12 protein-coding genes are annotated in these 24,526 nt (G+C 77.9%); 9 read left to right on the top strand and 3 right to left on the bottom strand.

What is annotated here, in order from left to right; all coding sequences use genetic code 11:
- Positions 1 to 71 precede the first annotated feature (71 nt).
- The 8 genes from ACU4ZT_RS01460 (at position 72) to ACU4ZT_RS01425 (ending at position 20,931) form a co-directional block, all read left to right on the top strand.
- A complete protein-coding gene (locus tag ACU4ZT_RS01460; RefSeq protein WP_445337697.1) occupies positions 72 to 6,890 on the top strand; it encodes an amino acid adenylation domain-containing protein in 6,819 nt (2,272 codons plus the stop codon).
- Positions 6,887 to 12,463, top strand: a complete 5,577-nt coding sequence (locus ACU4ZT_RS01455; RefSeq protein ID WP_445337695.1) for a non-ribosomal peptide synthetase — start codon at positions 6,887 to 6,889, stop codon at positions 12,461 to 12,463. Before ACU4ZT_RS01460 ends, ACU4ZT_RS01455 begins: the two co-directional genes overlap by 4 nt.
- Before the next feature lie 58 nt (positions 12,464 to 12,521).
- Positions 12,522 to 13,658, top strand: a complete 1,137-nt coding sequence (locus ACU4ZT_RS01450) for a saccharopine dehydrogenase NADP-binding domain-containing protein (RefSeq protein ID WP_445337693.1) — start codon at positions 12,522 to 12,524, stop codon at positions 13,656 to 13,658.
- Positions 13,655 to 15,592, top strand: coding sequence for a Gfo/Idh/MocA family oxidoreductase (locus tag ACU4ZT_RS01445; RefSeq protein WP_445337691.1), 1,938 nt, complete (start codon positions 13,655 to 13,657; stop codon positions 15,590 to 15,592). The genes ACU4ZT_RS01450 and ACU4ZT_RS01445 overlap by 4 nt, the downstream gene beginning before the upstream one ends.
- A gap of 146 nt (positions 15,593 to 15,738) precedes the next feature.
- Positions 15,739 to 16,554: a thioesterase II family protein gene (locus tag ACU4ZT_RS01440; protein WP_445337689.1), complete on the top strand. Its 816-nt coding sequence runs from the start codon at positions 15,739 to 15,741 to the stop codon at positions 16,552 to 16,554.
- Positions 16,551 to 17,342, top strand: a complete 792-nt coding sequence (locus ACU4ZT_RS01435) for a class I SAM-dependent methyltransferase (protein WP_445337687.1) — start codon at positions 16,551 to 16,553, stop codon at positions 17,340 to 17,342. Before ACU4ZT_RS01440 ends, ACU4ZT_RS01435 begins: the two co-directional genes overlap by 4 nt.
- Positions 17,339 to 19,189 (top strand): ABC transporter ATP-binding protein, encoded by a 1,851-nt coding sequence (locus ACU4ZT_RS01430; RefSeq protein WP_445337685.1) that lies wholly within the window; start codon positions 17,339 to 17,341, stop codon positions 19,187 to 19,189. The genes ACU4ZT_RS01435 and ACU4ZT_RS01430 overlap by 4 nt, the downstream gene beginning before the upstream one ends.
- Positions 19,189 to 20,931 carry an ABC transporter ATP-binding protein gene (locus tag ACU4ZT_RS01425; protein WP_445337683.1) on the top strand — a complete coding sequence of 581 codons (1,743 nt, stop codon included), beginning with the start codon at positions 19,189 to 19,191 and terminating at the stop codon, positions 20,929 to 20,931. Before ACU4ZT_RS01430 ends, ACU4ZT_RS01425 begins: the two co-directional genes overlap by 1 nt.
- Here ACU4ZT_RS01425 and ACU4ZT_RS01420 read toward each other — a convergent pair.
- The 3 genes from ACU4ZT_RS01420 to ACU4ZT_RS01410 are packed head-to-tail and all read right to left on the bottom strand — an operon-like array spanning position 20,865 to position 24,026.
- Positions 20,865 to 21,749, bottom strand: coding sequence for a GNAT family N-acetyltransferase (locus tag ACU4ZT_RS01420; RefSeq protein WP_445337681.1), 885 nt, complete (start codon positions 21,747 to 21,749; stop codon positions 20,865 to 20,867). The genes ACU4ZT_RS01425 and ACU4ZT_RS01420 overlap by 67 nt on opposite strands.
- Positions 21,746 to 23,014 carry a dipeptidase gene (locus tag ACU4ZT_RS01415; protein ID WP_414748547.1) on the bottom strand — a complete coding sequence of 423 codons (1,269 nt, stop codon included), beginning with the start codon at positions 23,012 to 23,014 and terminating at the stop codon, positions 21,746 to 21,748. Before ACU4ZT_RS01415 ends, ACU4ZT_RS01420 begins: the two co-directional genes overlap by 4 nt.
- Positions 23,015 to 23,021: 7 nt before the next feature.
- Positions 23,022 to 24,026 (bottom strand): aldo/keto reductase, encoded by a 1,005-nt coding sequence (locus ACU4ZT_RS01410; protein ID WP_445337679.1) that lies wholly within the window; start codon positions 24,024 to 24,026, stop codon positions 23,022 to 23,024.
- Between the two features lie 142 nt (positions 24,027 to 24,168).
- Here ACU4ZT_RS01410 and ACU4ZT_RS01405 point away from each other — a divergent pair, with 142 nt between their 5' ends.
- On the top strand, positions 24,169 to 24,519 hold the full coding sequence (locus ACU4ZT_RS01405) for a hypothetical protein (protein ID WP_254654558.1): 351 nt from the start codon (positions 24,169 to 24,171) through the stop codon (positions 24,517 to 24,519).
- Positions 24,520 to 24,526 lie beyond the last annotated feature (7 nt).

The raw sequence follows: 24,526 nt of genomic DNA, 5'->3' as shown, positions 1-24,526 counted from the left end.
GTCGCCGCACGGACGCGACGACCGGCCATATGATAACGATTCTCAACAGACCGAGCCCGAGGAGCGTGCACATGACCGAGCGGATCCCCTCCGGCCCTCCCGTCGAGCTGCTGCGCGACCAGGTCGCCCGCGCCCTGCGCCTCGACCCCGCCGAGGTCGGCCTCGACGACGACCTGGTGGACCTCGGGCTCGAGTCGACCGCGCTCATCCGCCTGGCCGGACGCTGGCGCCGGGAGGGCCGCGCGGCCGACTTCGCGCGGCTCGCGGCCGACCCCACGATCCGCGCGTGGGAGCGCCTGCTGGGCGCCGCGGCGGATGCGGCGGATGCGGACGCTCCCGCCGCGGCCCCCGCTCTCGACCCCGAGGCGCCCTCCCCCCTCACCCCGCTGCAGCACGCGTACTGGCTCGGTCGCCAGCCCGGCCAGCCCTCCGGATCCGTCGCCGCGCACTTCTACGTGGAGCTCGACGGGGCGGAGCTGGATCCCGATCGGCTGCGCGCGGCCCTCGCCGCCCTGGTCGCGCGGCACGCGTCGCTGCGGATGCGCTTCCGGGACGACGGCACGCAGCAGCCGCTGCCCGCCGGCGAGGAGCCGCCCGCGGCGCGGCTGCGCGTCCACGACCTCCGCGGCCTCGCCTCCGACGCGGTGGCGGAGCGCCTGGCGCGGATGCGCGACGCGGGCACGCACCGCCGCATGGACGTCGAGCGCGGCGAGGTGCTCCGCGTCGACCTGACGCTCCTGCCCGGCAGCGACTGCCGCCTGCACGTCGACCTCGACATGCTCGCGGGGGACGCCATCAGCCTCAGGGTGCTCCTCGCCGACCTCCGCGCGCTGGTGGAGGAGCCCGGGCGGCCTCTCCCCGCGATCCGCCGCGACGTGCGCGCGGAGCTGGCCGCCCGGGCGGCGCACGCCGAGGCGTCCCGCTCCTCCGCCGACGCGCGCTGGTGGCGCGAGCGCGTGCCCGGCCTCCCCGCGGGCCCCGCGCTCCCGGTCCGGGCCGACGCGGACCGGGCGGCCAACGCGGGAGGATCCGACGCCGAGCCGCGCTCCCGCCGGCTGCACCACCGCATCGGGCAGGACGAGCTGCGCCTGCTCGAGGCCGCGGCGCGCGCCCGCGGGCTGACGGTGGCCGCCGTGCTCGCGACCGCGTTCGCCGAGGTCGTCGCCGCCTGGTCGGCCGAGGCCCGCTTCCTCCTCAACCTCCCCGTGCTCGACCGCGGCGACGAGGAGGGGCTGGAGCTGCTCGTCGGCGAGTTCAGCACCTCGATCCTCCTCGACGTCGACCTCTCGGAGGAGCGGTCGTTCCGCGACGACGCGCGGCGGATCCAGCAGGGCGTCCGCGAGGCCGTCGCGCACGCGGGCTACGGCGGCGTCGACGTGCTCCGCGACCTCGCGCGCCGCGACGGCGGGAGCCCCGTGCTGGCCCCGGTCGTGTACACGAGCGCGATCGGGCTGGGCGAGCTGTACGACGCGCCCATCCGCCGCGCGCTCGGGGAGCCGGTCTGGATCATCTCCCAGGGCCCGCAGGTGTGGCTCGACGCGCAGGTCACCGAGCTCGAGGGCGGGCTGCTCGTCAACTGGGACGTGCGGGTCGACATCCTCGAGGAGCCGGCGATGGAGGCCGCGTTCCAGGCGTACCGCGGGCTCGTCGACGGCCTGGTGCACGAGCGGCCGGGTGCGTGGGACCTGCCGGCGCTCGCGGTCCCCGCCCCGGGCGACGTGCGGGCGCGGCTCGCGCGCGAGCGGCCGGCGCCGTCGCCCGATGCCGGCGGCGCCCTCCTGCACTCCGCGTTCCTCGCGCGGGCGGCGGAGGATCCGGCGCGGACGGCGCTCGTCGGATCCGACGGCCGCGCGGTCGCGTACGGCGAGCTGGCGGAGCACGCGCGCCGGGTCGCCGGGCTGCTGCGCGCGGAGGGCGTCGGCCCCGGCGCGACCGTGGCGATCACCGCGCCGGCCGGCCCCGATCGCGTCGCCGCCGTGCTCGGCGTGCTGCTCGCGGGCGCCTGCTACGCGCCCGTCGGACCCGACCAGCCGCCCGCGCGCCGCGCCGCGATCCTCGGGAGCGGCATCACCTGCGTCCTCGCCGACGACGAGCTGGTCGCCGTCTCCGCGGCGACCGCCGGCCCGGGCGGCCCGCCCGTGCTCGCGCTCGGGGCCGCCCACGATGCTCCGCCGCTCGCGGATCCCGTCGCCGTGGCCCCCGACTCCCCCGCCTACCTGCTCTTCACGTCGGGATCCACCGGCCGGCCGAAGGGCGTGGAGGTCCCGCACCGGGCCGTCGTCGCCACCCTCCGCTCCCTCGCGGTCGTCGCGCCCGTGGGGCCCGACGACCGCACCATCGCGCTCTCCGCGCTCGACTTCGACCTCTCCGTCTACGACCTGTTCGCGGCGCTCTCGGTGGGCGCCGCCGTCGTCGTCCCCGCCGAGCACGAGCGCCGCGACGCCGAGCGCTGGCGCGAGCTGGTGCGGGCGCACGGCGTCACGGTCTGGAACACCGTGCCGGCGCTCCTCGACATGCTGCTCACCGCGACCGCCGACGGGCCGCTGCCCCTCCGGCTCGTACTGCTCGGCGGCGACGTCGTGGGGGCGGATCTGCCCGGCCGGCTGGCCGCGTGCGCGCCCGCCGCGCGCCTCGTCGCGCTCGGCGGGATGACCGAGGCGACCATCCACTCCACCGTGCACGAGTCGCGCGCCGGCGACGCCGCGGATCCGGCGTCGTCCGCGCGCGGCCTCCCCTGGGGCGACCCGCTGCCCGGCGTGCGCCTGCGGGTCGTCGACGAGCGCGGCCGCGACCGCCCCGACGGCGTGCCCGGCGAGCTGCTCGTGGGCGGGCACGCGCTGGCCTCGGGCTACCGCGGCGATGCCGAGCTCACCGCCGCCCGCTTCCCGACGATCGACGGCGAGCGCTGGTACCGCTCGGGCGACCGGGCCGCATACCGCCGCGACGCGTCGGGGCGGCCGGTGCTCGAGTTCCTCGGCCGCGCGGACCACCAGCTGAAGATCCGCGGGCACCGCGTGGAGCCCGGCGAGGTGGAGGCGGCGCTCGCCTCGGCCCCGGGCGTGCAGCGCGCCGTCGTCGTCGCGGTCCAGGGCGCGCTCGCCGCGATGGTGGTGCCCGAGCCCGGCGCGGTCGTCGTCCCCGACGAGGTCGCGGCCCACGCGGGCGCCCTGCTCCCGCCGTCCATGGCGTGCGCGCGCGTGGTCGTGCGGGACGCGCTGCCGCTCACGGCCAACGGGAAGGTCGACCGGGCGCGCATCACCGCCGAGCTCGCCGAGCGGCCGGCCCCCGCGCCGCGCGTGGACGACGCCCCGCTGACGCCGGAGGAGCGGCTCGTCGCGCGCGTCTGGACCGGTCTGCTCGGGGCCCCGTGCGGACGCGCGGACTCCTTCTTCGCCGCGGGCGGCGACTCCCTCCAGGCGACCCGCAGCGTCGCCGCCCTCCGCGCCGCGGGCGCGACGGACGCGAGCGTGGCCGCGCTCTTCCGGCACCCGGTGCTGGCCGACTTCGCGGCGACGCTGCACCTCACGGAACCGGAGCCCGCGGACGCGCGCGCCCGCATCGTGCCGGACCCCGCGCACGCCCACGACCCGTTCCCGCTCACCGACGTGCAGCGCGCGTACGCCGTGGGCCGCGACCCCCGCATCCCGCTCGGCGGGGTGGGCACGTACCACCACACCGAGTTCGACGGCCGGGGCCAGGACCTCGAACGCCTCGCCGCCGCGTTCGACGAGCTCGTGCGCCGCCACCCCACGCTCCGCACGGTCATCCACCCCGACGGCACCCAGCGCGTGCTCGAGGAGGTGCCGCCCGTGCACGTCGACGTGCGCGAGGTGCCGGCCGACGCGGATCCGGATGCCGTGACCCGCGAGCTCGCCGCGTTCCGGGAGCGCACGTCGCACCGCCGCCACGACCTCGCCGTCTGGCCGCTCTTCGACCTCGACGCCGTGCGCTACCCGGATGGCCGGGGCGGCACCCGCACGCGCATCGGGATCGGCCTCGACTACGCCGTCGTCGACGCGCTGTCGATCATGATCCTGTACACGGAGCTCGACCTCCTCGTGCGCGGGCAGCCGCTCCCGCCCGCCCCCGCCGAGCTGACCTTCCGCGACTGCGTGCTCCAGACCCGGCCGGATCCGGAGCGGCTGCGCGCCGACGAGGAGCACTGGCGCGCACGGCTCGCCGACATGCCCGACGCCCCGCGGCTGCCGCTCGCCACCGCGGATCCGGCCCCGCGCTTCACGCGCCGCGCGCACCGCTTCGACGCCACGTGGTGGACCGCCTTCCGCGACCGCTGCCGGGCGGCCGGGCTCACGCCCACGAGCATGCTCGCGACCGCGTACGGCCACGTGCTCTCCCGCTGGACCGGGCAGCGCGACCTCACCATGACGCTCACGCTCTTCGACCGGCGCGACGTGCATCCCGACATGCCGCGCCTCGTCGGCGACTTCACCGGGCTGACCCTGCTCGACCACCGCGCCGCGGACTCCGCGGCCGAGGCCGCGCGCGGGCTCCAGGAGCGCCTCGCCGGCGACCTCGACCACCGCGAGGCGCCCGCGTCGTGGATCCTCCGGGAGCGGGCGCGCCTCCAGGGCACGGCCGTGGCGCCGGTGCCCGTCGTGTTCACGAGCGCGATCGGGGTCGGCGACGGCGGCAGCGCCGGCATCGGCCACGGCGTCTCGGCGGACGTGTCGGGGTCGTTCGGCGAGCGGATCCACGGCGTGTCCCAGTCCCCGCAGGTGCTCCTCGACGTGCAGGTGCTGGAGGACCACGGCGGGCTGCGGATCGACGCGGACGCCCGCGACGACGCGTTCCCGCCCGGCCTCGTCGAGGCCCTCGTCGCCGCCTACGTGGCCACGCTCGAGCACCTCGCCACGGCCGACTGGGACGCGCCGCTCCCCGCGGATCCGCCCGCCGACCAGGCGCGCGCCCGCGCCGCGGCGCCCGCGGCCCCCCGACCGGGCCGGCTCCTGCACGACGGCGTGCACGAGGCCGCGCTCCGGGCGCCCGACGCGCCCGCGCTCATCACGGGCACGGGCGCGTCGGCACGCGTCGTGACGCACGGGCAGCTCGCCGACCGCGCCCTCCGGATCGCCGGCGCGCTCCAGCGGCGCGGCCTCGGGCCGGGCGACCTCGTCGGCATCACGCTGCCGCGCGGCGCGGACCAGGCGGCGGCCGTCCTCGGCGTCCTCAGCGCGGGTGCCGCGTACGCGCCCATCGGCGTCGGCCAGCCTCCCGCCCGGCGGCGGGCGATCCACCGCGCGGCGGGCATCCGGCTGGTCATCGCCGACGACCCGGCCGCGGCGGGCGGCGACGCCCCCGACGCTCCCGCCCTCCTCCGCCCGGCCGACGCGGCCGCGGAGGAGCCGCTCGCCGCGCCGGTGCGGCCCCCCGTGTCCGCGCTCGCGTACGTCATCCACACCTCCGGCTCCACGGGCGAGCCCAAGGGGGTGGAGATCGCGCACGACGCGGCGTGGTCCACGGTCGACGCGGTGGGCCGGATGCTCGACATGGGCCCGGCCGACCGGATCCTCGCCCTCTCCGCCCTCGACTTCGACCTCTCCGTCTTCGACGTGCTCGGCGTGCTCGGCGCGGGCGGCGCGCTCGTGATCCCCGAGGAGGGCGAGGAGCGCGACGCCCCGCGGTGGCTCGACCTGGTGCACGAGCACGGGGTCACGCTGTGGGACACGGTGCCGATGCTGCTCGACATGCTCCTCGTCGCGGCCGACGACCGGCCCGGCCTGCTCGGTACGCTCCGGGCGGCGCTCGTCTCCGGCGACCGCGTGGGCACCGACCTGCACGGGCGCCTGATCCGCGCGGCCGGGCCCGACACGCGCCTCGTCGCCCTGGGCGGCGCCACCGAGGCCGCCATCTGGTCGAACGCGTGGGAGGTGGACGGGCCGCTCGACGGCTGGCGGTCCGCGCCCTACGGCCGGCCGCTGCCCGACCAGGCGTTCCGCGTGCTCGACGCGTCCGGCCGGGACTGCCCCGACTGGGTGCCCGGCGAGCTCGTCATCGGCGGTCGCGGCCTCGCCCGCGGCTACCGCGGCGACCCCGCGCGCACATCCGCCGCGTTCGTCGAGATCGACGGCGGGCGCTGGTACCGCACGGGCGACACCGGCAGGTACCGGCCCGGCGGGATCCTCGAGTTCCTCGGCCGCGCGGACCGCCAGGTGAAGCTCGGCGGGCACCGGATGGAGCTCGGCGAGATCGAGGCCGCCCACGCGGCCGCGCCCGGGGTGCGGCGCGCGATCGCGCTCGTGGTCGACGGGACGGCCGGTCGGCGGCACCTGCACGTGGCGATCGAGCCGGACGACGGGCACGACGCGGCCGCCGTGCTCGCCGCGGCGACCGCGACGGCCGCCGACCGGCTCCCCGCGTACGCGATGCCGCGCCGCGTCCACCTCGTGGACGCGTGGCCGCTCACCGCCAACGGGAAGGTGGACGTCCGGGCGCTCGGGCGTGCGCTCGCGGATGCGGACGCCGAGGCCGATCCGGCGCGGCCCGACGCCGCGACCAGCACCGACGCCGACGCCGCCGCGCGCCCCGCCACGCCCGCCACCCCCACCGAGGCCGCCCTCGCCGAGCTCTGGTCCGGGATCCTCGGCACCCCGCCCGCCCCCGACGCCGGCTTCTTCGCCGCGGGCGGCGACAGCCTCGCCATGCTCCGGCTCGTGACCGCGGCCCAGCGCCGCTTCGGCGTCGACGCGGGCGTGCGCCGCTTCCTCGAGGAGCCGACCGTGCGGGCGTACGCCGCCTGCATCGACCGCCTGCGCGTCGCACCCGCGACCACCACCCCCGCGACCACCACCCCCGCATCCGCCCCCGCGGACGCACCCGCCCGCACGCCGGCCCCGGCCGGCACCGACCTCTTCGAAAGCGGAGACCTGTGAACGCTGAACAGCTCATCGACGACCTCAACGCCCGCGGCGTCCGGCTCTGGGCGGAGGACGGGCGGATCCGGTTCCGCGGCCCGCGCGGCGTGATCGACGACGACCGGCGCGAGCTCATCCGCCGGCACCGCGACGACGTGCTCGCGATCCTCGACCGGCGGGCCGCGACGGGCGCGGACGATGCCGGCCCCGGCGAGGCGGCCCCCCGCGCCGACCCGGCCGCCGCGCACGACCCGTTCCCGCTCACCCCCGTGCAGACCGCCTACCTCCTCGGCCGCACCGACGCGTACCCCTACGGCGGCGTCGCCTGCACGGCCGACCTCGACCTGTCGTGGCCGGCGTCGACGGATGCCGCGCGCATCGTCGACGCGTGGATCCGCCTGGTCGCGCACCACGGCATGCTCCGCGCCGAGATCCACCCCGACGGCTCGCAGCGCGTGCTCGCCGACCCCGGCCCCGTCGAGGTGCCGGTCGACGACCTGCGCGGCCTCGGATCCGCGTCCGTCGGGCACCGCCTCGACGCCGTGCGCGCCGAGCTCGCGCAGGGCACGGGCGGCGACCCCGGCTGGCCGCGCGTGCGCGCCGTCGTGACCCGCGCCGACGATGCCGTGCGCCTGCACCTGGCCGTCGACCTGCTCGTGATCGACCACGCCAGCCTCCAGCTCGTGCTCGACCAGCTGCGCACGCTCGTCGAGGATCCGGCCGCCGAGCTGCCCGATTCGCCCGACGGGCCCGGCTTCCGCGACTGCGTGCTGGCCCGCCGCGCGCTCACGGCGTCGGCCGCGTACGAGCGCGACCGCTCCTACTGGTGGCGCCGCCTCGACGACCTGCCGCCCGCGCCGGAGCTGCCGCTCGCGGACCACGACCCGATGGCCGCCCCCGCCCGGTTCCGCCGCCTGTCGGCCGTGCTCGACCCCGCCGCCGCCCGGCGCCTCGACCGTGCCGCCGCCGACGCCGGCGTGACCCCCACGGGCGTCCTGCTCGCGGCCTACGCCGAGACGATCGGCCGGTGGAGCCGCGGCGCGCGCTTCGTCCTCAACCTGCCCGTCTCCGAGCGCGGCGGTCTCGCGGCCGGCGCCGAGCACGTGGTGGGCGACTTCACGTCCGTCGAGCTGCTCGAGGTCGACCTCACGGAGGACCTGCCCGCCGTCGAGCGGATGCGGGCGCTCTCCGCCCGCCTGCTGGAGGACCTCGCCCACCCGCTCTGCGGCGGCACCGAACTGCTCGCCGAGCTCACCCGGCGACGCGGCGGCGACACGCGCGACGTGGCGCTCGCGCCCGTGGTCTTCACGAGCGCCCTGGCCGGCGACGCCGCGAACGCGCCCACGGGCGACGGCGGGCGGATCACCGCGGCCGTCACGCGCACGCCTCAGGTGTGGATCGACTGCCAGGCTCTCCGCGTGCCCGACGGCCTCCAGCTCAGCTGGGACGTGCGGGAGGGCGTGCTCGCGGACGGCGTGGCCGACGCCGCGTTCGGCGCCTTCATCGAGGCCGTGCGCGCCCTCGCCGACGACCCGGCCGCCTGGGACCGGCCGGTCGCGGTCGACCTGCCCGCCGACCAGCGCGCGCGGCGGATCCGGGTGGGCGACACCGGGGATCCGGTCGCCCCCGCGCTCGTGCACGAGCCGCTGCTCACTGCCGCGGAGGCCCGGCCCGACGCGCCCGCGGTCATCGCGCCCGACCGCACGCTGACCCACGACGAGCTCGTGCGCCGCGCGGCCGCCGTCGCCGCGCGGCTCCGCTCCACCGGGCACCGCCGGGGCGACCGCGTGGCGATCGTGGCCGCGCGCGGCTGGGAGCAGGTCGTCGCCGTCGTCGGCGTGCTCCTCGCGGGCGGCGCCTACGTGCCCGTGGACGTGGCCCAGCCCCGGATCCGCCGCGACACCGTGCTCGCGGACGCCGGCATCCGGCAGGTGCTCACCCAGCAGGCCCTCGTCGGCGCGCCCGAGGACTGGCCCACAGGGATCGAGCGGATCGCGGTCGACGCGCTCGAGCCCGCCGCCACCCGGCCGGCCGCCGCCGCCGGGCGCGACGGCGTCGACCCGGGCGACCCCGCCTACGTCATCTACACGTCCGGATCCACGGGCACCCCCAAGGGCGCGATCCTCTCCCACCACGCTGCCCACAACACGCTCGTCGACATCCGCGAGCGCTTCGGCGTCGGCCCCGACGACCGCGTGCTCGCGCTCGCCGGGCTCGGCTTCGACCTGTCGGTCTTCGACGTGCTCGGCGTGCTCGGCGCCGGCGGCGCGCTGGTGCTGCCCGACCCGCGCCGGCGCGACGACCCGTCGCACTGGGCGGCGCTCATCGCCCGCCACCGCGTCACGCTCTGGAACTCCGTGCCCGCGCAGGCGCGCATGCTCCAGGACTACCGCGACGCGGTCGCGGCCACCGGCGGCGCGGCGGCGGGGGACGCCCCGAGCACGCTGCGGCTCGCGCTGCTCTCGGGCGACTGGATCCCCGTGACCCTGCCCGACGCCATGCGCGCCGGCCACCCGGAGCTCACGGTCGTGAGCCTCGGCGGCGCGACCGAGGCCGCCATCTGGTCGGTGCACCACGTGATCGACGAGGTCGACCGGCTGCTGCCGAGCATCCCGTACGGCACGCCCCTCCGCGGCCAGCGCCTGGCCGTCGTCGACCACCACGGGCGCGACCGGCCCGAGGGCGTGCCCGGCGAGATCCTCATCCGCGGCGCGGGCGTGGCGCTCGGCTACCTCGGCGACGCGGAGCGCACGCGGGAGCGCTTCGGCGTGGATCCCGCCACGGGCGACCGCGAGTACCGCACGGGCGACATCGGCCGCTACCTCCCCGACGGGAGCATCGAGCTCCTCGGGCGGGAGGACGCGCAGGTGAAGATCCGCGGCTACCGCATCGAGCTGGCGGAGATCCAGGCGGCGGTGCTCGCCCAGCCGGGCGTCGCCGACTGCGCCGTGCAGGTGGCCGAGGGGGCCGCGGGCCGCCACCTCGTCGGGATCGTGCAGCCCGAGCGGATCGCGCCGACGGAGGCGCCCGACGACGACGCCCCCGCCGGCGCCGCGCGCGCCGCCCTCGCGGTCGCCGCGGCCGATGTGGACACCGACGCCCTCGGCGCCTTCCTCGCCGGCTTCGACGAGCACGCGCTCCGGGTGATCGAGCGCACGCTCGCGGCGGCCGGCGCGCTCGTGGACCCGGCGATCCCCCTCACGGACGACGAGGTCGCCGGCCTCCTCGGCGCGAGCGACGCCCACCGCGTCGTGGTGCGCCGCTGGCTGCGCGCGCTCGCGCGACGCGGGCGCATCGAGCGCGACGACGACGGGCGTCACCGCGGCGCGCTCTCCGCGGATAAGGAGCGGGTCGCCCGCGCCTGGGCCCGGGTGGAGGAGGCCGAGCGGGAGATCGGCTGGAGCGCCGAGCTGCTCCGGCACGTGCAGGCGTCGAGCCTCGCGCTGGGGGACCTCGTGCGCGGCGACCTCGACATCGCGGAGCTGCTCTACCCGGGCGCCCCGAGCGACGCGATCGGCGCGGCCTACCGCGACAACCTCGGCGTGCGGCTGCTCACCGCGGCGCTGACAGCCGCGGTCGTCGCGCTCGCCGACCGGCACGACGCCCGCGGCCACGGGCCGGACGAGCCGCTGCGGATCCTCGAGGTGCGCGGCGGCGTGGGCGGCGCGGCCGACCAGCTGATCCCCGCCCTCGCGGGCCGCGCCGTCGAGTACGTCTTCACCGACCCCTCGATGTTCCACGTCGGCGAGGCGCGCGAGCGCCACCCCGACCGGCCCGGCGTGCGGTTCCAGGCCTTCGACCCGGCGGCCGACCCCCTGCCGCAGGGCCAGCGTCCGAACTCCTACGACGTCGTGATCTGCTCCAACGGCCTGCACGGCGTGCCCGACGTGCCCGCCGCGCTCCGGCGGCTGCAGGGGCTCCTCGCCCCGCACGGCCACCTCGCCGTGATCGAGAGCACGCGCGAGGACAACCCGCCGCTCATGATCGCCACCGACTTCATGGAGGTGCGAGCCGGCGGCCCGGCCGACGCCCGGCTCGCCGGCGACGCGCTGCTCTTCGAGGCCGCCGAGTGGCGGACGATGCTCGGCGACCTCGGCGCCCGCGGGATCCAGCAGGTGCCCGCCGACGAGGATCCGCTCTCCGGCCTCGGCCAGCACCTCCTGCTCGCGCAGGTGAAGGCCGACCGCGCGCCGCTGCGGGCCGCGTCGCTCCGCCGCCACGCCGCGGACCGGCTGCCGGAGTACATGGTGCCGCGCCGCTGGCAGGTGCTCGACGCGCTGCCGGTCACCGCGAACGGCAAGGTCGACCGGGCGGCCCTCGCCCGGCTCGCCGAGGACCAGGCACCGGCCGCCGCGGTCGCCGCCGGATCCGACGCGCCCCGCGACGACGTCGAGCGCCGCCTCCAGGAGCTGTGGGCGGAGCTGCTCGGCCGCCCCGGCATCGGCCGCGACGACGACTTCTTCGCGCTCGGCGGCGACTCGCTCCTCGTGGCGCGCCTCGTCGGGCGGATGCGCGAGCAGCTCCCCGAGGTCGTCGACCTCGAGTGGGACGTGGTGCTCCGCCACATGCTCCGCCGGCCCACGATCGCCGGGCTCGCCGGCTACGTGCGCCAGGCCGGGCAGGGCGCCGCGGGCGAGCGGGACGCCCCCGCGACGCCGGCCGTGAGCCTGCTCTCCGGATCCGGCCAGGGGCCCGCCACCGTGCTCGTCCACGCCGGGATCGGCACGATCATGCCGTACCGCGCGCTCATGACCGAGATCCGCCGCCGGTCCCGCGGCACCGGCTCGCTGTACGGCGTGGAGGTCCCCGACCTCGACGCCTTCCTCGACGCCGACCCGCACGGGCTCATCGACCGGATCGCCGCGGAGTACGCCCGCGAGCTCCTCGCCACCGGGATCCGCACCTTCCACGTCGTCGGCTACTGCCTCGGCGGCCTGGTCGCCACCGAGGTGGCGCGCGCGCTCACGGAGGCCGGCGCCGACGTGGCGTCGTTCACCGCGATCAGCAGCCACAGCCCCGCGTTCCGGCTCGACGACGAGATGGTGTCCGAGTACTCCTTCGCGATGATGATCGGCATCGACCCCGTCGACCTCGGCTTCCCCGCCGACCCGTGGCGCATCGCCGCGGCGGGCGCGCGCATCCTCGAGAAGACCCCCGGCGTCATGCCCGTGGACGGCTACGCGTCGCTCGACGGGGAGTTCGCCGACATCGGCCGGGCCTTCCTGGAGCTGTCGCGCATCCCGCGCCGGGCCCGCATCGCGCGGATGTGCGAGGTCGTGCCGCCGGCGTCCGGCAGCTACACGCCGGAGCAGATGACGCGCTTCTTCCGCACCTTCCGGCAGAGCGTGTTCGCCATCACGCGCTACCGGCCGGATCCGTACGCGGGCGACATCACGTTCCTCCGGCACAGCGGCGCGTACCCGTTCCCGGGCAGCAGGGAGGCGGTCACCGACTACTGGGAGGAGCTCGCGCTCGGCGAGCTCGACATCGTCGACATCCCGGGCGACCACTACGACTGCCTGTCGGTGGAGCACGCGCCGCGCGTGCTCTCGATCCTCACGCGCGTCACGGGCGGGGCGGTGATCGCGTGATCGCGGTGCCGTCGGCCCTCCCGCGCCTCACGCGCCGGGCGGTGTTCGCGTGATCGCGGTGATCGGGGCATCCGGCGCCGTGGGGCGGCCCGCGGTGCTCGCCCTCCGCGCCCTGTCCGAGGAGCCGCTCCGGCTCGGCGGACGCCGCGCCGCGCCGCTGCGCGCGCTCGCCGAGGAGGCGGGCGGCGCGGTCGAGGCCGTGACCGTCGACCTGATGGACGACCACGCGCTCGCCCGCTTCTGCCGCGGGGCCGACGTGGTGGTGCACTGCGCCGCCCCTGCCTTCGCGTTCGGCGACCGGATCGCGGCCGCCGCGCTCGAGGCGGGCGCCGACTACGTGGACGTCTGCGGGGAGGAGCCCGTGCGCGCGGGCCTCGTCGCGCGCGGCCTCGCCGACGCCGCCGTCCGCGACGGCCGCCGGGCGGTCGTGTCGACGGGCGTGGTCCCGGGCCTCTCCGGCCTCCTGCCGCGGCTCGCCGCCGAAGGTCTGCGCGGTCCGCTGCGGCTGCGCGGCTGGGTGGGCGGCATCGAGGCGTGCTCGCCGGGGGTCGCGCTCGACGTGCCGCTGTCGCTCGCGGCCGGCGGGCCCGGATCCACCGCGTACGGCACGCCGCTCGCCGCCTGGTCCGGCGGCCGGCGGGTCGAGCGCGCGCTCCGCGCCGAGGAGGACGCGACGGCGCCCTTCTTCCCGGGCCGGGTCGCGCTGCAGCCGTACCTCTCCGCCGAGACCGAGCGGATCGCGCGCGGGCGCGGCTTCGCGGAGGCCGCGTGGTGGAACGTGCACCCGGGCCCCGCCGTGCGCGACGCCCTCAACCGCCTGCCCGCGCTGCTCGCGGGCGCGGACGGCGCGGCGGCCGCCGCCGACGCGCTCATCCGCGCGGGCGACCTCGACCTGCTCGGCACCCGGCCCTTCCACGTGCTGGCCGTCTCCGTGCGCGGCACCGCGGTCGACGGCACGCCGGTCGAGCGGGTGATCGTGCTGCACAGCGACGACAGCTACGTGCTCGCGGGCCACCTCGCGGCCATCACCGTGCGGGAGATCCGCGCGGGTGCCGTGCCGCCGGGCGTCGGGTTCGCGCACGACGTGCTGGATCCGCAGCGCGTCCTCGACCTCGTCGCCGCGTCGGGCGCGAGCACCGTCACCCGCATCGACGACGCCGGCGACGCGGGCGAGATGGTGGAGGAGGACCTGTGACGGGCGGCGCCGACGACCGCCCGCTGCGGATCGTCGTGTGCGGCACGGGCTTCGGCCGCATCCACCTCCGTGCCGTCGGGGCCGTGCCCGGGCTCCGGCTCGCCGGGATCCTCGCCCGCGGCGGCGAGGCGTCCCGCGCCCTCGCGGCGGCGCACGGCGTGCCGCTCTACACCGACGTCGCCGATCTGCCCGCCGACGTCGACGTGGCCTCGGTCGCCGTCGGATCCGCCGTGCAGGGCGGGCCCGGGACCGACCTGGTGCTCGCGCTCCTCGCCCGCGGGATCCACGTGCTGCAGGAGCACCCGGCGCACCCCGACGAGATCACCGCCGCCGCCCGCGCGGCCCGGAAGGCCGGCGTGCGCTACCGCCTCACGACCCACTACCGGCACGTGCGCGCGACGCGCGGCTTCCTCGCGTCGGCCGCCCGGCTGCGCGCGCGGAGCCCGATCGTGCACGTGGACGCCGCCGGCCCCGTGCACCTGCTGCAGCCGCTGGTCGACGTCCTCGGCCTGGCGGTCGGCGGGCTCCGGCCGTGGGCGTTCGCGGATCCGGTCGAGCGCCCGCGCGAGCTGACCGCGCTGGAGGCCCGGCCGTCGCCGCTCACCGCGATCGAGGGCGTGGTCGGCGGCGTGCCGCTCTCGCTGCGGATCCACGACGAGCTGCACCCCGCCGATCGCGACAACCACGCGCTGCTCTGGCCGCGGATCGCGCTCGCCTCGGAGGCCGGGGTGCTGACGCTGGCGGACGTGCACGGGCCCGTCACCTGGAGCCCGGCCCTGTTCACCCGGCGCGACGCGGCCGGCCGGCTCGACCTCGACGGGGATCCCGCCCGGCGCTCCCTGCCGCGGCTCGCCTCCTGGCCGGACGAGCCCGCCCCGACCGCCGGCGACCTCTTCGACGACGTCTGGCCGGAGGCGGTCGCGCACGCGCTCGGGCTGCTCGTGGCGGAGATCCGCGCGGGCGACGGCGACGCCCTCCGCGCGGCGCAGGCGGACATCACCATGGCGCGCGCCTGGGTGGACCTCACGCGCCGCCTCGGCCCGCCGCGGAGCATCCGCCCGGGCGAGCCGCCGCGGGTGACGGCGGAGGCGATCCTGCCGGCGGCGGACGCGGCTTCGGCAGGCCGGGCGGGCAGCCGCGACGCCTCCGGCTTCGCCGCCGAACCGGGCCCCGCCGATCCAGCACCCGCCGACCCCTACGGCCCCGCCGCCGAGCTCTTCGACCTCGCCGCCGCCGCGCACGCGGAGCTCACCGCCGCGGCCGTCTGCCGCCTGCTCGAGGGCCGCGACCTGTCACGGGCACCCGTGCTCGACATCGGCGCGGGGACGGGGGTCGTGATCCGGGCCGTCGCGCGCGCCCATCCCGAGGCGCGCGTGGTGGCCGCCGAGCCGTCCGAGCCGCTGCGGGCCGTGCTGACCGCGCGGATCCTCGACGCCCCGGGCCTGCAGGAGCGCGTGACCGTCACCGCCGGATCCGCCCCCGAGCTCGAGCTGCCCGACCGCCTCGCCGCGGTGCTGCTCTGCGGCGTGCTCGGCCACCTCGACCGCGGGCAGCGCGCCCGGCTCTTCGAGCGCATCGCCGCGCGGCTCCTCCCGGACGGGGTCGTCGTCGTCGAGACGATGGGCCTCGAGGCCGGGGCGCGCGTGCCCGAGTCGCGGCTCGCCCGCACGCGCGTGGGCGACGACGAGATCGAGTGGTGGTTCCGGTCGGATCCCGCGCCCGACGGCCTGCTCGCCCTGCGCACGCGCTGGCGGAGCATCGAGCCGGGCGGTCGCGCGCGCGAGGTCCACGACGCCTACTCGTGGGATCCGGTGGGCCTCGAGGAGCTCGCCCGCGAGGCCGGCATGGACCTCGTGCGCCTGCCCGCCGCGGCCGACGCCTCCCTGCCGCTGGCCGCGTTCGTCCCGCGGCGCGCGGATCCGCCCGCCGGGTGACGCGTCCCTCCCCATCCGATACCGCTCTTATCGCGGATCGTTCTCAACAAGGGCTACGCTCCTCCCGACCGCCGACCCGCGCGCACGAGCATCCGCACGACCACCCACCCGCACCCGCACCCGCACCCGAGCACCAGGAGCCCGCCGTGATCGACACCCCGCGCATGGAGGACGCCTGGCTGCGGCGCATCCAGGCGGCGCCCGCGCCCCGCATCCGCCTCGTCTGCCTGCCGCACGCCGGCGGCGCGGCGTCCGCCTACCGCGGGTGGGCGCCGTTCGTGCCGCGGGGCGTCGAGCTCCTCGGGGTGCAGTACCCGGGCCGCGGCGACCGCTACGGCGATCCCGTCAGCCCCGACCTCGACGCGCTCGCCGCCGACGTCGCGACGGCCGTCGGCGCGCTGCCGGACCGCCTGCCGGTCGTGCTGTTCGGGCACAGCATGGGCGCCCTCGTCGCCTACGAGACCGCGCGCCTCCTCGCGGCCGCGGGCCGCCCCGCCGTCCGGCTCGTCGTGTCGGGACGCCGCGCGCCGACCGAGCGGTGGGGCGGCACCCTGCACCGGCAGGACGACGCCGTGCTGCTCGCCGACCTCGTGCGGCAGGGCGGCACCGCGCCGGAGATCCTGGCCGACGACGACATGCGCCGCACCGTGCTCGCCTGCCTGCGCGACGACTACCGGCTGGTCGAGACGCACCGCACCCGCCCCGGCCCGGGGCCCGGCTGCCCGGTGAGCGTGTTCAGCGGCGACGCGGATCCGGAGCTCCGGCCCGCGGAGGCCGAGGCGTGGCACCGGCTCGTCGCCGGGGAGGACGACGCCGGATCCGACGGCGACGCGCGCCTCCGCGTGTTCCGCGGCGGCCACTTCTACCTGGCGGAGCGGCCCGCGGAGGTGGTGGAGGCGATCGTCTCCCAGCTGGATCCGGCGCTCGCCTTCCCCGCCGACGCGGAGGCGATGTTCCCGTGACGCTCGAGCTCCAGGACTACTCCCCCGGCGCGGAGTTCTACGACCTCGTGGCCCGACGGCACACGGGGGCCATGGCCGGCGTCCTCGCCGAGGCGCTGGCGGGCGCCTCGGCGAGCGGGGCCGACGCGGGCCGCGGCCCCGGCGCGGGCCGCGGCCCCGACGCGGATCCCGACCCCGGCACGATCGTGGAGCTCGGCGCGGGCACCGGCCGGGTCACGCGCCTGCTGGCCGACCTCGTGCCCGGCGCGCCGATCCTCGCCGCCGAGCCCTCCCCCGTCATGCGCGCCGTGCTGCGGAGCCGCGTGCACGAGGATCCGGCCCTCCGCCACCGCGTGACCATCCGCCCCGAGACGGCGCAGCAGGTCGCGCTGCCCGACCGGATCCGGGCGGTCGTGCTCATCGGCGTCGCCGGGCACCTCGGGAGCGACGACCGCGCCGACCTCTGGCGGCGCTGCCTCGAGCGGCTCGTGCCGGGCGGCGTGGTCGTCGTCGACCTGATGGGGACGAGCGCGCGCTCCCTCCCGCCGACGCGCCTGCTGCGCGAGCGCATCGGCACCCAGACCTACGAGTGGTGGACCACGGCCGAGCCCGGCCGCGACGGCGCCACCCGCTTCACCACGCGCTGGCTCGTGCTCGACGGCGAGCGGACGGTGCGGGAGGTCCGAGGAGGATACGAATGGCACAGCCTGGACCCCGCGACGCTCGAACGGGAGGCGGGGCGGTCGTGGACCGTGCTGCGCGGCGGGGCCGAGGACGCGGCGACCGAGCTCGCGGTGCTCGGCCGATGACGGGCACGGAGGGCGCCCCGGACGCCCCGGACACGACGGCGACCCCGGTCGCCCCGGGCCCGGCCGAGCAGCCCGCCACCGTGGCGGTCGCCGTCCGCGCGGTCCGCGTCCGGCTGGCGGCCGCCGTGCTCCTGCAGGCCGCGGCCTCCGCGAGCGGGCTCGCCGCCGTCGTCGCGGTCGCCGAGATCGGCCGGGCCGCCGTCGCCGACCCCGGCGGTCCCCCGGCGTGGGGCGGGGTGGTCCTCGCGGCCGTCGCCGGCCTCGCGAGCCTCCTGCTCGGCGCGACCGCCGACACCCTCACCCATCTCGCCGACGCCGACCTCCAGCTCGACCTCCGACGCCGGATCGTCGCCCGGCTCGGCCGCGTGCCCCTGGCCTGGTTCGACGCGCACGACGCAGGCCGCGTCCGCCAGGCCGTTCAGCAGGACGTCGCGGCGCTGCACGCGCTCGTCGCGCACACCCTGCTCGACGTCACGCGCCTGGTCGTGGTCACCGTCGCGTCGCTCGTCTACCTCCTCACCCTCGACGTGCCGCTCGCGCTCGTCTGCCTCCTGCCGCTCGTCGCCGGCGTGTTCCTCTTCGCGCGGGCGATGTCCGGCGCCATGTCGTCGATGGCCGAGTACGGGCGCGCGTCGGCCGAGATCGCGGGCAGCGTGGTGGAGTTCGCCGACGGGATCCAGGTGGTCCGCTCCTTCGGCCGGCCCGGCCGCGCGCACGCCCGCTACCTGCAGGCGGTCGACGCCTTCGCCGCGTTCTTCGGCGCCTGGGTCGCGCGCACCACGGCCGTCACCACGGCGTCGTGGCTGACCGTCTCGCCGATCGGCGTGCTCGCCCTCGTCGTGCCCGTGGGCGGCGCGATGGTCGCGGCCGGCGCGCTGCCCGCCGCGGACCTCGCGCCGTTCCTCCTCCTCGCGCCCGCGATGGCGGCGCCCGTCGGCGTCATCGGCCCGCGCGCGCAGGCCATCCGGGGCGCGGTGGATGCGGCGAAGGCCGTCGACGAGGTGCTGCGCGCGCCCGTCGAGCCGGAGGTCGCCGACCCGCGCGAACCCGATGCCCGCCACGGCGCCGGCCTCGTGCTCCGCGGCGTCGGCTTCTCGTACGACGGCGAGTGGGACGCGCTCCGCGACGTCGACCTCGACCTGGAGCCGGGATCCGTGACCGCGGTCGTCGGCCCGTCCGGATCCGGCAAGTCCACCCTCGCGGCCCTCGTCGCCCGCCTGCGCCTGCCCACCCGCGGCACCCTCGAGCTCGGCGGCGTCGACGTGCGCGACGCGACCCCGGCGGCCTGGCACGCCCAGGTCGGCTGCGTGTTGCAGGACACGGTGCTGCTGCGCGACACCGCGCTCGAGAACCTCCGGCTGGGACGCCCGGGCGCGTCGCTCGACGAGGTGCGCGCCGCCGCCCGGATCGCCCAGGTCGACGACGTGATCGACGCCCTCCCGGACGGGTACTCGACCGTGCTGGATCCCCGCGGCGGCCTCTCCGGCGGCGAGGCCCAGCGCATCGCCCTCGCCCGCGCGCTCGTCGCCGACTGCCCGGTGCTCGTGCTCGACGAGCCGATGGCGCACGCCGATCCGAGCACGGCCGCCAGGATGCAGCGCGCCCTCACCGAGGCGACCCGCGGCCGGACCGTGCTGGTCGTCGCGCACCGGCTGGAGACGGTGGAGGACGCGGACCGCATCGTCGTGATGGACGCCGGCCGCATCGTGGAGCAGGGCACGCACGCGGAGCTCCTGGCGCTCGACGGCCTGTACGCGCGGCTCCGGCGCACGGGCGCGCTGGAACCGGCCCCGACCGCCACGACCCGCACGACCCGCACGACCGACACCGACCGGGAGGAGCGCTGATGGGCGCGATAGACGACATCCGCCGCACCCTCGGTCCCGCGGGCGAGCGGGAGCTGCGCCCGGTGGTGGCGCGCATGGCGGCGGCGTCCGTGCTGCACGGCGCGGCGGTGGTCGCCCTCGTGCCGGTGCTGGAGCGCCTGTTCGGGCCGGATCCGGCGTCCGCGTGGCCGTGGATCGCCCTCTTCCTGCTCCTCGCCGCCGCCCACCTCGCCGTGCAGGCGCGGGCGCAGTCGGCCGCGTTCGGCGCGGGCGTGCGGGCGGCGAACGCGCTGCACCACCGCATCGGCGACCACGTGGTGCGCCTCCCGCTCGCCTGGTTCGACGCCGCGCACCGCGCCGAGCTCACGGGTGCGGCGGGCGGCAGCGTGCTCGCGTCGATGGGCGTGCCGGCGTACCTGCTGCGGCCGCTCATCACCGCGACCGTCGTGCCCGCCGTGATCGCGGTCGCGCTCCTGATCCTGGATCCCCCGCTCGGCGTCGCCCTGCTCGTGCTCGCCCCGGTGCTCCTGCTGGCCCTCCGCCTGGGCGGCCGGGTCGTGGCGCGCGCCGACGCCGCGCGCGCCGCGGCCCACACCGAGATCGCCGAGCGCGTCGTGGAGTTCGCGCAGGCGCAGCACGTGCTGCGCGCGCACGGGCGCACGGGACGCGACGCGGGACTCGTCGACGGGATCCTGGTGCGGCACCGCGCCGCGTCCCGCGCGCTCATCGGCCGCATCGTCGCGGGGCTGGTCGCGTTCGGCACGGTCATGCGCGCCGCGCTCGTCGTGGCGCTCGTGCTCGCGGTCGACCGCGTCGGCGGCGGCCCGGTCGACGCCGGCCGCACGGTCGCGACGCTCGTGCTCGTCTTCCACGCCGCCGACCTCGTCGGCCAGGCGGCGGAGCTGGCCGTCGGGGTGCGCGCCGCGCGCCGCGATCTCGGCGCCGTCCGCCGGATCCTCGACGCCGCCCCCATCCCGGAGCGCCCGCTGGGCACGACGCTCCGGCCCGTCGGCGCCGACGTGGAGCTCGACGGCGTCTCCTTCTCCTACCCGGGATCCGCGACCCCGGCCGTCGCGGGCGTCGACGCCGCCCTGCCCGCCGGCCGCATGATCGCGCTCGTCGGCCCGTCCGGATCCGGCAAGACGACGATCGCCCGGCTCCTCGCCCGCGCCGCCGACGTGACCGACGGCGCCGTGCGGATCGGCGGGGTCGACGTGCGCGACATGGCGCTCGCCGACGTGGCCGCGTCCGTGTCCACCGTCTTCCAGGACGTGCACCTGCTCGCCGGCACGCTCGGCGACAACGTGCGCCTCGCGGATCCGGACGCGGACGACGCCGCCGTCACCGACGCGCTCCGCCGCGCCGGCCTGCCGCTCGGCGCCGGGCTCGACCTCGACACGCCCGTGGGCGAGGGCGGCCGGCAGCTGTCGGGCGGCCAGCGCCAGCGCGTGTCCATCGCCCGGGTGCTCCTCGCGGACACGCCCGTGGTCGTGCTCGACGAGGCCACGGCGGCGCTCGACGCGGAGAGCGCCGCGGCCGTGGGCGAGGCGATCCGGCTCCTGCGCGGGCGCCGGACCCTGCTCGTGATCGCGCACCGGCTCGACACGATCCGCAGCGCCGACGAGATCCTCGTGCTCGACGGCGGCCGACTCGTGCAGCGCGGCACGCACGACGCGCTCGCCGCCGAGCCGGGCGTCTACGCGCGGTTCCTCGCCGATCTCGAGGCGGCCGACGGCTGGCGGGTGCGGGCCCAGTACTCGTAGCGCGACGCGGGCTGGAAGCCGAGCCCGTCGTAGAGGGCGAGCGCGCCGTCGTTCTCGGCCACGACCTGCAGCCAGAGGTCGGTGATCCCCCGCTCGACGCCCGCGCCGACCACAGCTCCCATGGCCGCCCGCGACAGGCCGCGCCGCCGGGCCTCGGGGCGCGTCGCGACGGCGAACAGCCCGCCCCAGCGGCCGACGAGCGCGAGGCGCGCGGTGGCGAGCACGCGGTCGCCGTCGCGCACTGCGGCGTACACGGCCGGGCCGCGCGCGAGGATCCCGCGGGCGACGGCGAGCTCGGCGGTTCCGCCGCGCCCGTCGACGCTCCACCACGCGTCGAGCCAGGCGTCGTCGGGCGCGTCCGCGACCGTGAGCGCGAGCGCGAGCGCCGGATCCGCACCTCCCGCCTCCGCCAGCCGCGCCACCACCGCGCCGGCGTCGGCGACCTGCACGAGCGTCCGCGCCTCGGCGACGTAGCCGCGGGCGGTGAGCCGGGCGGCGAGGTCGGCGGGCTCCGACGCGGGCGACACCTGCACGCACGGGTCGATCCCGTGGCGGTCCGCGAACGTCTCGACCGCGTCGAGGGCAGCGTCCGTGTCGTCGACCGGGCCGGCCAGGAGCACGGAGTTCGCGCGCTTCGTCACGCCGCCCGCGGCGCGCAGGATCCAGCCGCCGTGCCGCTCGCGGTGCTCCGCTGGCCAGCCGCGGTCGGCGAGGTCGTCGAGGAGGGCGGCCGCGGCGCGCGCGTCCATGGCGCGCAGGGCCGCGGCGGATGCGGCGCCGAGGGCGTCGCCGCCCCGGGCGCCGCCCTCCGCGCTCACGCCAGGTCCCCCGCGTCCGCCGGCGCGCGCGACACCTCGTCGTCCGCATCCGCCGCCCGCAGCACGCGCAGCGCGTTGCCGCCCGCGAGCGCCCGCAGGTCTCCGTCCGACCAGCCCCGCTCGGCGAGCGCCGCGATCAGCGCCGGGTAGCACGACACGTCCTCGAGCCCGTCGGGAGTGCGGTCGATGCCGTCGTAGTCGCCGCCGAGGCCCACGTGCCGGGGTCCGGCGACCTCGCGGATCCGCTCCACGTGCCGCACGACGTCGGCGAGCGTCGCGCGCGGCCGCTCCCCCGGGCGGCGCGCGGCGACGGCCTGCACGCCCTCGTGGTCGCGCGGATCCACGCCCTCGGCCACGGCGAGCGCCAGCGTCTCGTCGTGCCACGCCGCCACCCGCGGCGACACGAACTGCGGGACGAAGGTCGCCATGCAGACACCGTCGTTCGCGGGGAGCGCGGCGAGCACGTCGTCCGGCACGTTCCGCGGCACGTCGCACTCGGCGCGCGCCCCGGAGTGCGTGAACAGCACGGGACGGCGGGCGATCCGCAGCGCGTGCCGCATCACGTCGGCCGACACGTGCGAGAGGTCGACGATCATGCCGATCCGCTCCATCTCGGCGACCACGCGCTCGCCGGCCGGGCTCAGCCCGTGCAGCACGGGCGCGTCGGTCGCGGAGTCGGCCCAGGGCACGTTCGCGTTGTGGGTGAGCGTCATGTAGCGGACGCCGAGCGCCCGCATCGCCCGCAGCACGCCGAGGGATCCGCCGATCGAGTGGCCGCCCTCCATGCCGAGGAGCGATGCGATCCGGCCGGACGCGACGACGCGCTCCACGTCGTCGGCCGTCACGGCGAGCGCGAGCCGATCCGGGTGCGCGGCGACGAGCCGGCGCGCCACGTCGATCTGCTCCAGCGTGGAGCGCACCGGATCCACGTCCGGCAGGTCCGGCACCCACACCGACCAGAACTGCGCCGCCATGCGGCCGCGGTCGAGGCGCGGCAGGTCGGTGTGCAGGCCGGGCACGGCGTCCTCCACCGCGAGCCGGGCGAGCACGTCGTCGCCGACGGACGCGCCCCGGCCGCCCTCCCGCACCGCGCGCTCGCGGAGCGCCCAGGCGAGGTCGTCGTGGCCGTCGACGATGCCCTGCGCGTCGAGGATCCGGCTCACCCGGTCGGCGAGGGCGGCGCGGTCGGCCGGAGCGGGGAGAGCGGCGAGGCCGGCGGGAGCGGCGCCCTCGGCGAGGTGGGCGGGGGCGGGGGCGTCCGTCATCCGCGGATCAGCGCCCGGTGCCGTCGACCGCGAGCGGCTCGATGGCCGCCAGCTCGTCGTCGGTGAGCGCCGGGGCGCCGGCCGCGGCCACGTTCTGCTCCAGCTGCTCCACGCTCGACGCGCCGATGAGCGCGCTCGTGATCCCGGGGTGCCGCAGCACCCACGTGAGCGCCAGCTGCGCGAGCGTCTGCCCGCGCCCCTCGGCCACGGCCTGCAGGCCGCGCGCCCGCTCCAGGTAGGTCGCGGACACGGCCGACTCGTCGAGGAACCCGCTGGTCGCGGCACGCGAGTCGGCGGGGATGGATCCCGACAGGTACCGGTCGGTGAGCAGCCCCTGCGCGAGCGGCGAGAACACGATGCAGCCGGATCCGGCCTCCTCCAGCACGGGCAGCAGCCCGCCCTCGACGTGCCGGTTGAACATCGAGTAGCTCGGCTGGTGGATGGTCAGCGGCACCTTGTGCTCGGCCAGCGCCGCCACGGCGCGCTCGGTCTGCTCGGGCGAGTAGTTGCTGATGCCGGCGTAGAGCGCCTTGCCCTGGTGCACCGCGGTCGCGAGCGCGCCCATGGTCTCCTCGATGGGCGTCTCGGGATCCGGGCGGTGCGAGTAGAAGACGTCGACGTAGTCGAGGCCCATGCGCCCGAGGCTCTGGTCGAGCGACGCGAGCATCGACTTGCGGGAGCCCCACTCGCCGTAGGGGCCGTCCCACATGAGGTAGCCGGCCTTGGAGGAGATGACGATCTCGTCGCGGTACGGGCGGAGGTCCTCCGCGAGGATCCGGCCGAACGCGGTCTCGGCGCTGCCGGGGGGCGGGCCGTAGTTGTTGGCGAGGTCGAAGTGCGTGATGCCGAGGTCGAACGCGCGGCGCACGATGGCCCGCTGGGTGTCGATCGGGCGGGCGGTGCCGAAGTTGTGCCAGAGGCCGAGGGAGAGCTCGGGCAGCTTCAGGCCCGAGCGGCCGGAGCGGCGATACGGCATGGACGAGTAGCGATCGGGATGAGCGACGTAGGTCATCCGCCGAGCGTACCGAGGGAGGCCGCCGCACCCGCCCGCCGCGACCGCCCCGCGCGGCCGTCGCGCGGGGCGGACCCTCCACCCCCCGTCCGCTGGCGGCAAGCCCCTAGGCGACCGGCGGCGGATGGCCTTCACTGAGAGCGTGCACACCATCCACTACGCCGACGGCCGCTACCTGACCGGCGACGACATCGCCAGCGCCGTGGTGGAGTGCGCGCAGGCGCTCGCTCGGGAGGGCACCGCCGCCGCGACCGTCGAGGTGCCCGTGCGGCTGCCCGAGGGCGGGGTGGGCACGATCGAGATCCTCATCGGGCCGGCCAGCCAGATCGTGGTGGAGCCCGCGGGCTCGTCCGACGACGAGCTGCGCGACACCGACGCCGTGGAGCGGATCCGCGCCCGCACCGTCCGCGCCCGCCAGTCGCAGTCGGGCACGAGCGTCAGCGCCGACCGGCAGGACGGCACGGCCGTCCCGGGGCTCGAGGACCTGGACTAGGCGCACG

This window comes from Clavibacter davisi, from assembly GCF_052751415.1.
The sequence above is the reverse complement of the archived record's forward strand: the minus strand, read 5'-3'. Positions and strand labels throughout refer to the sequence as shown.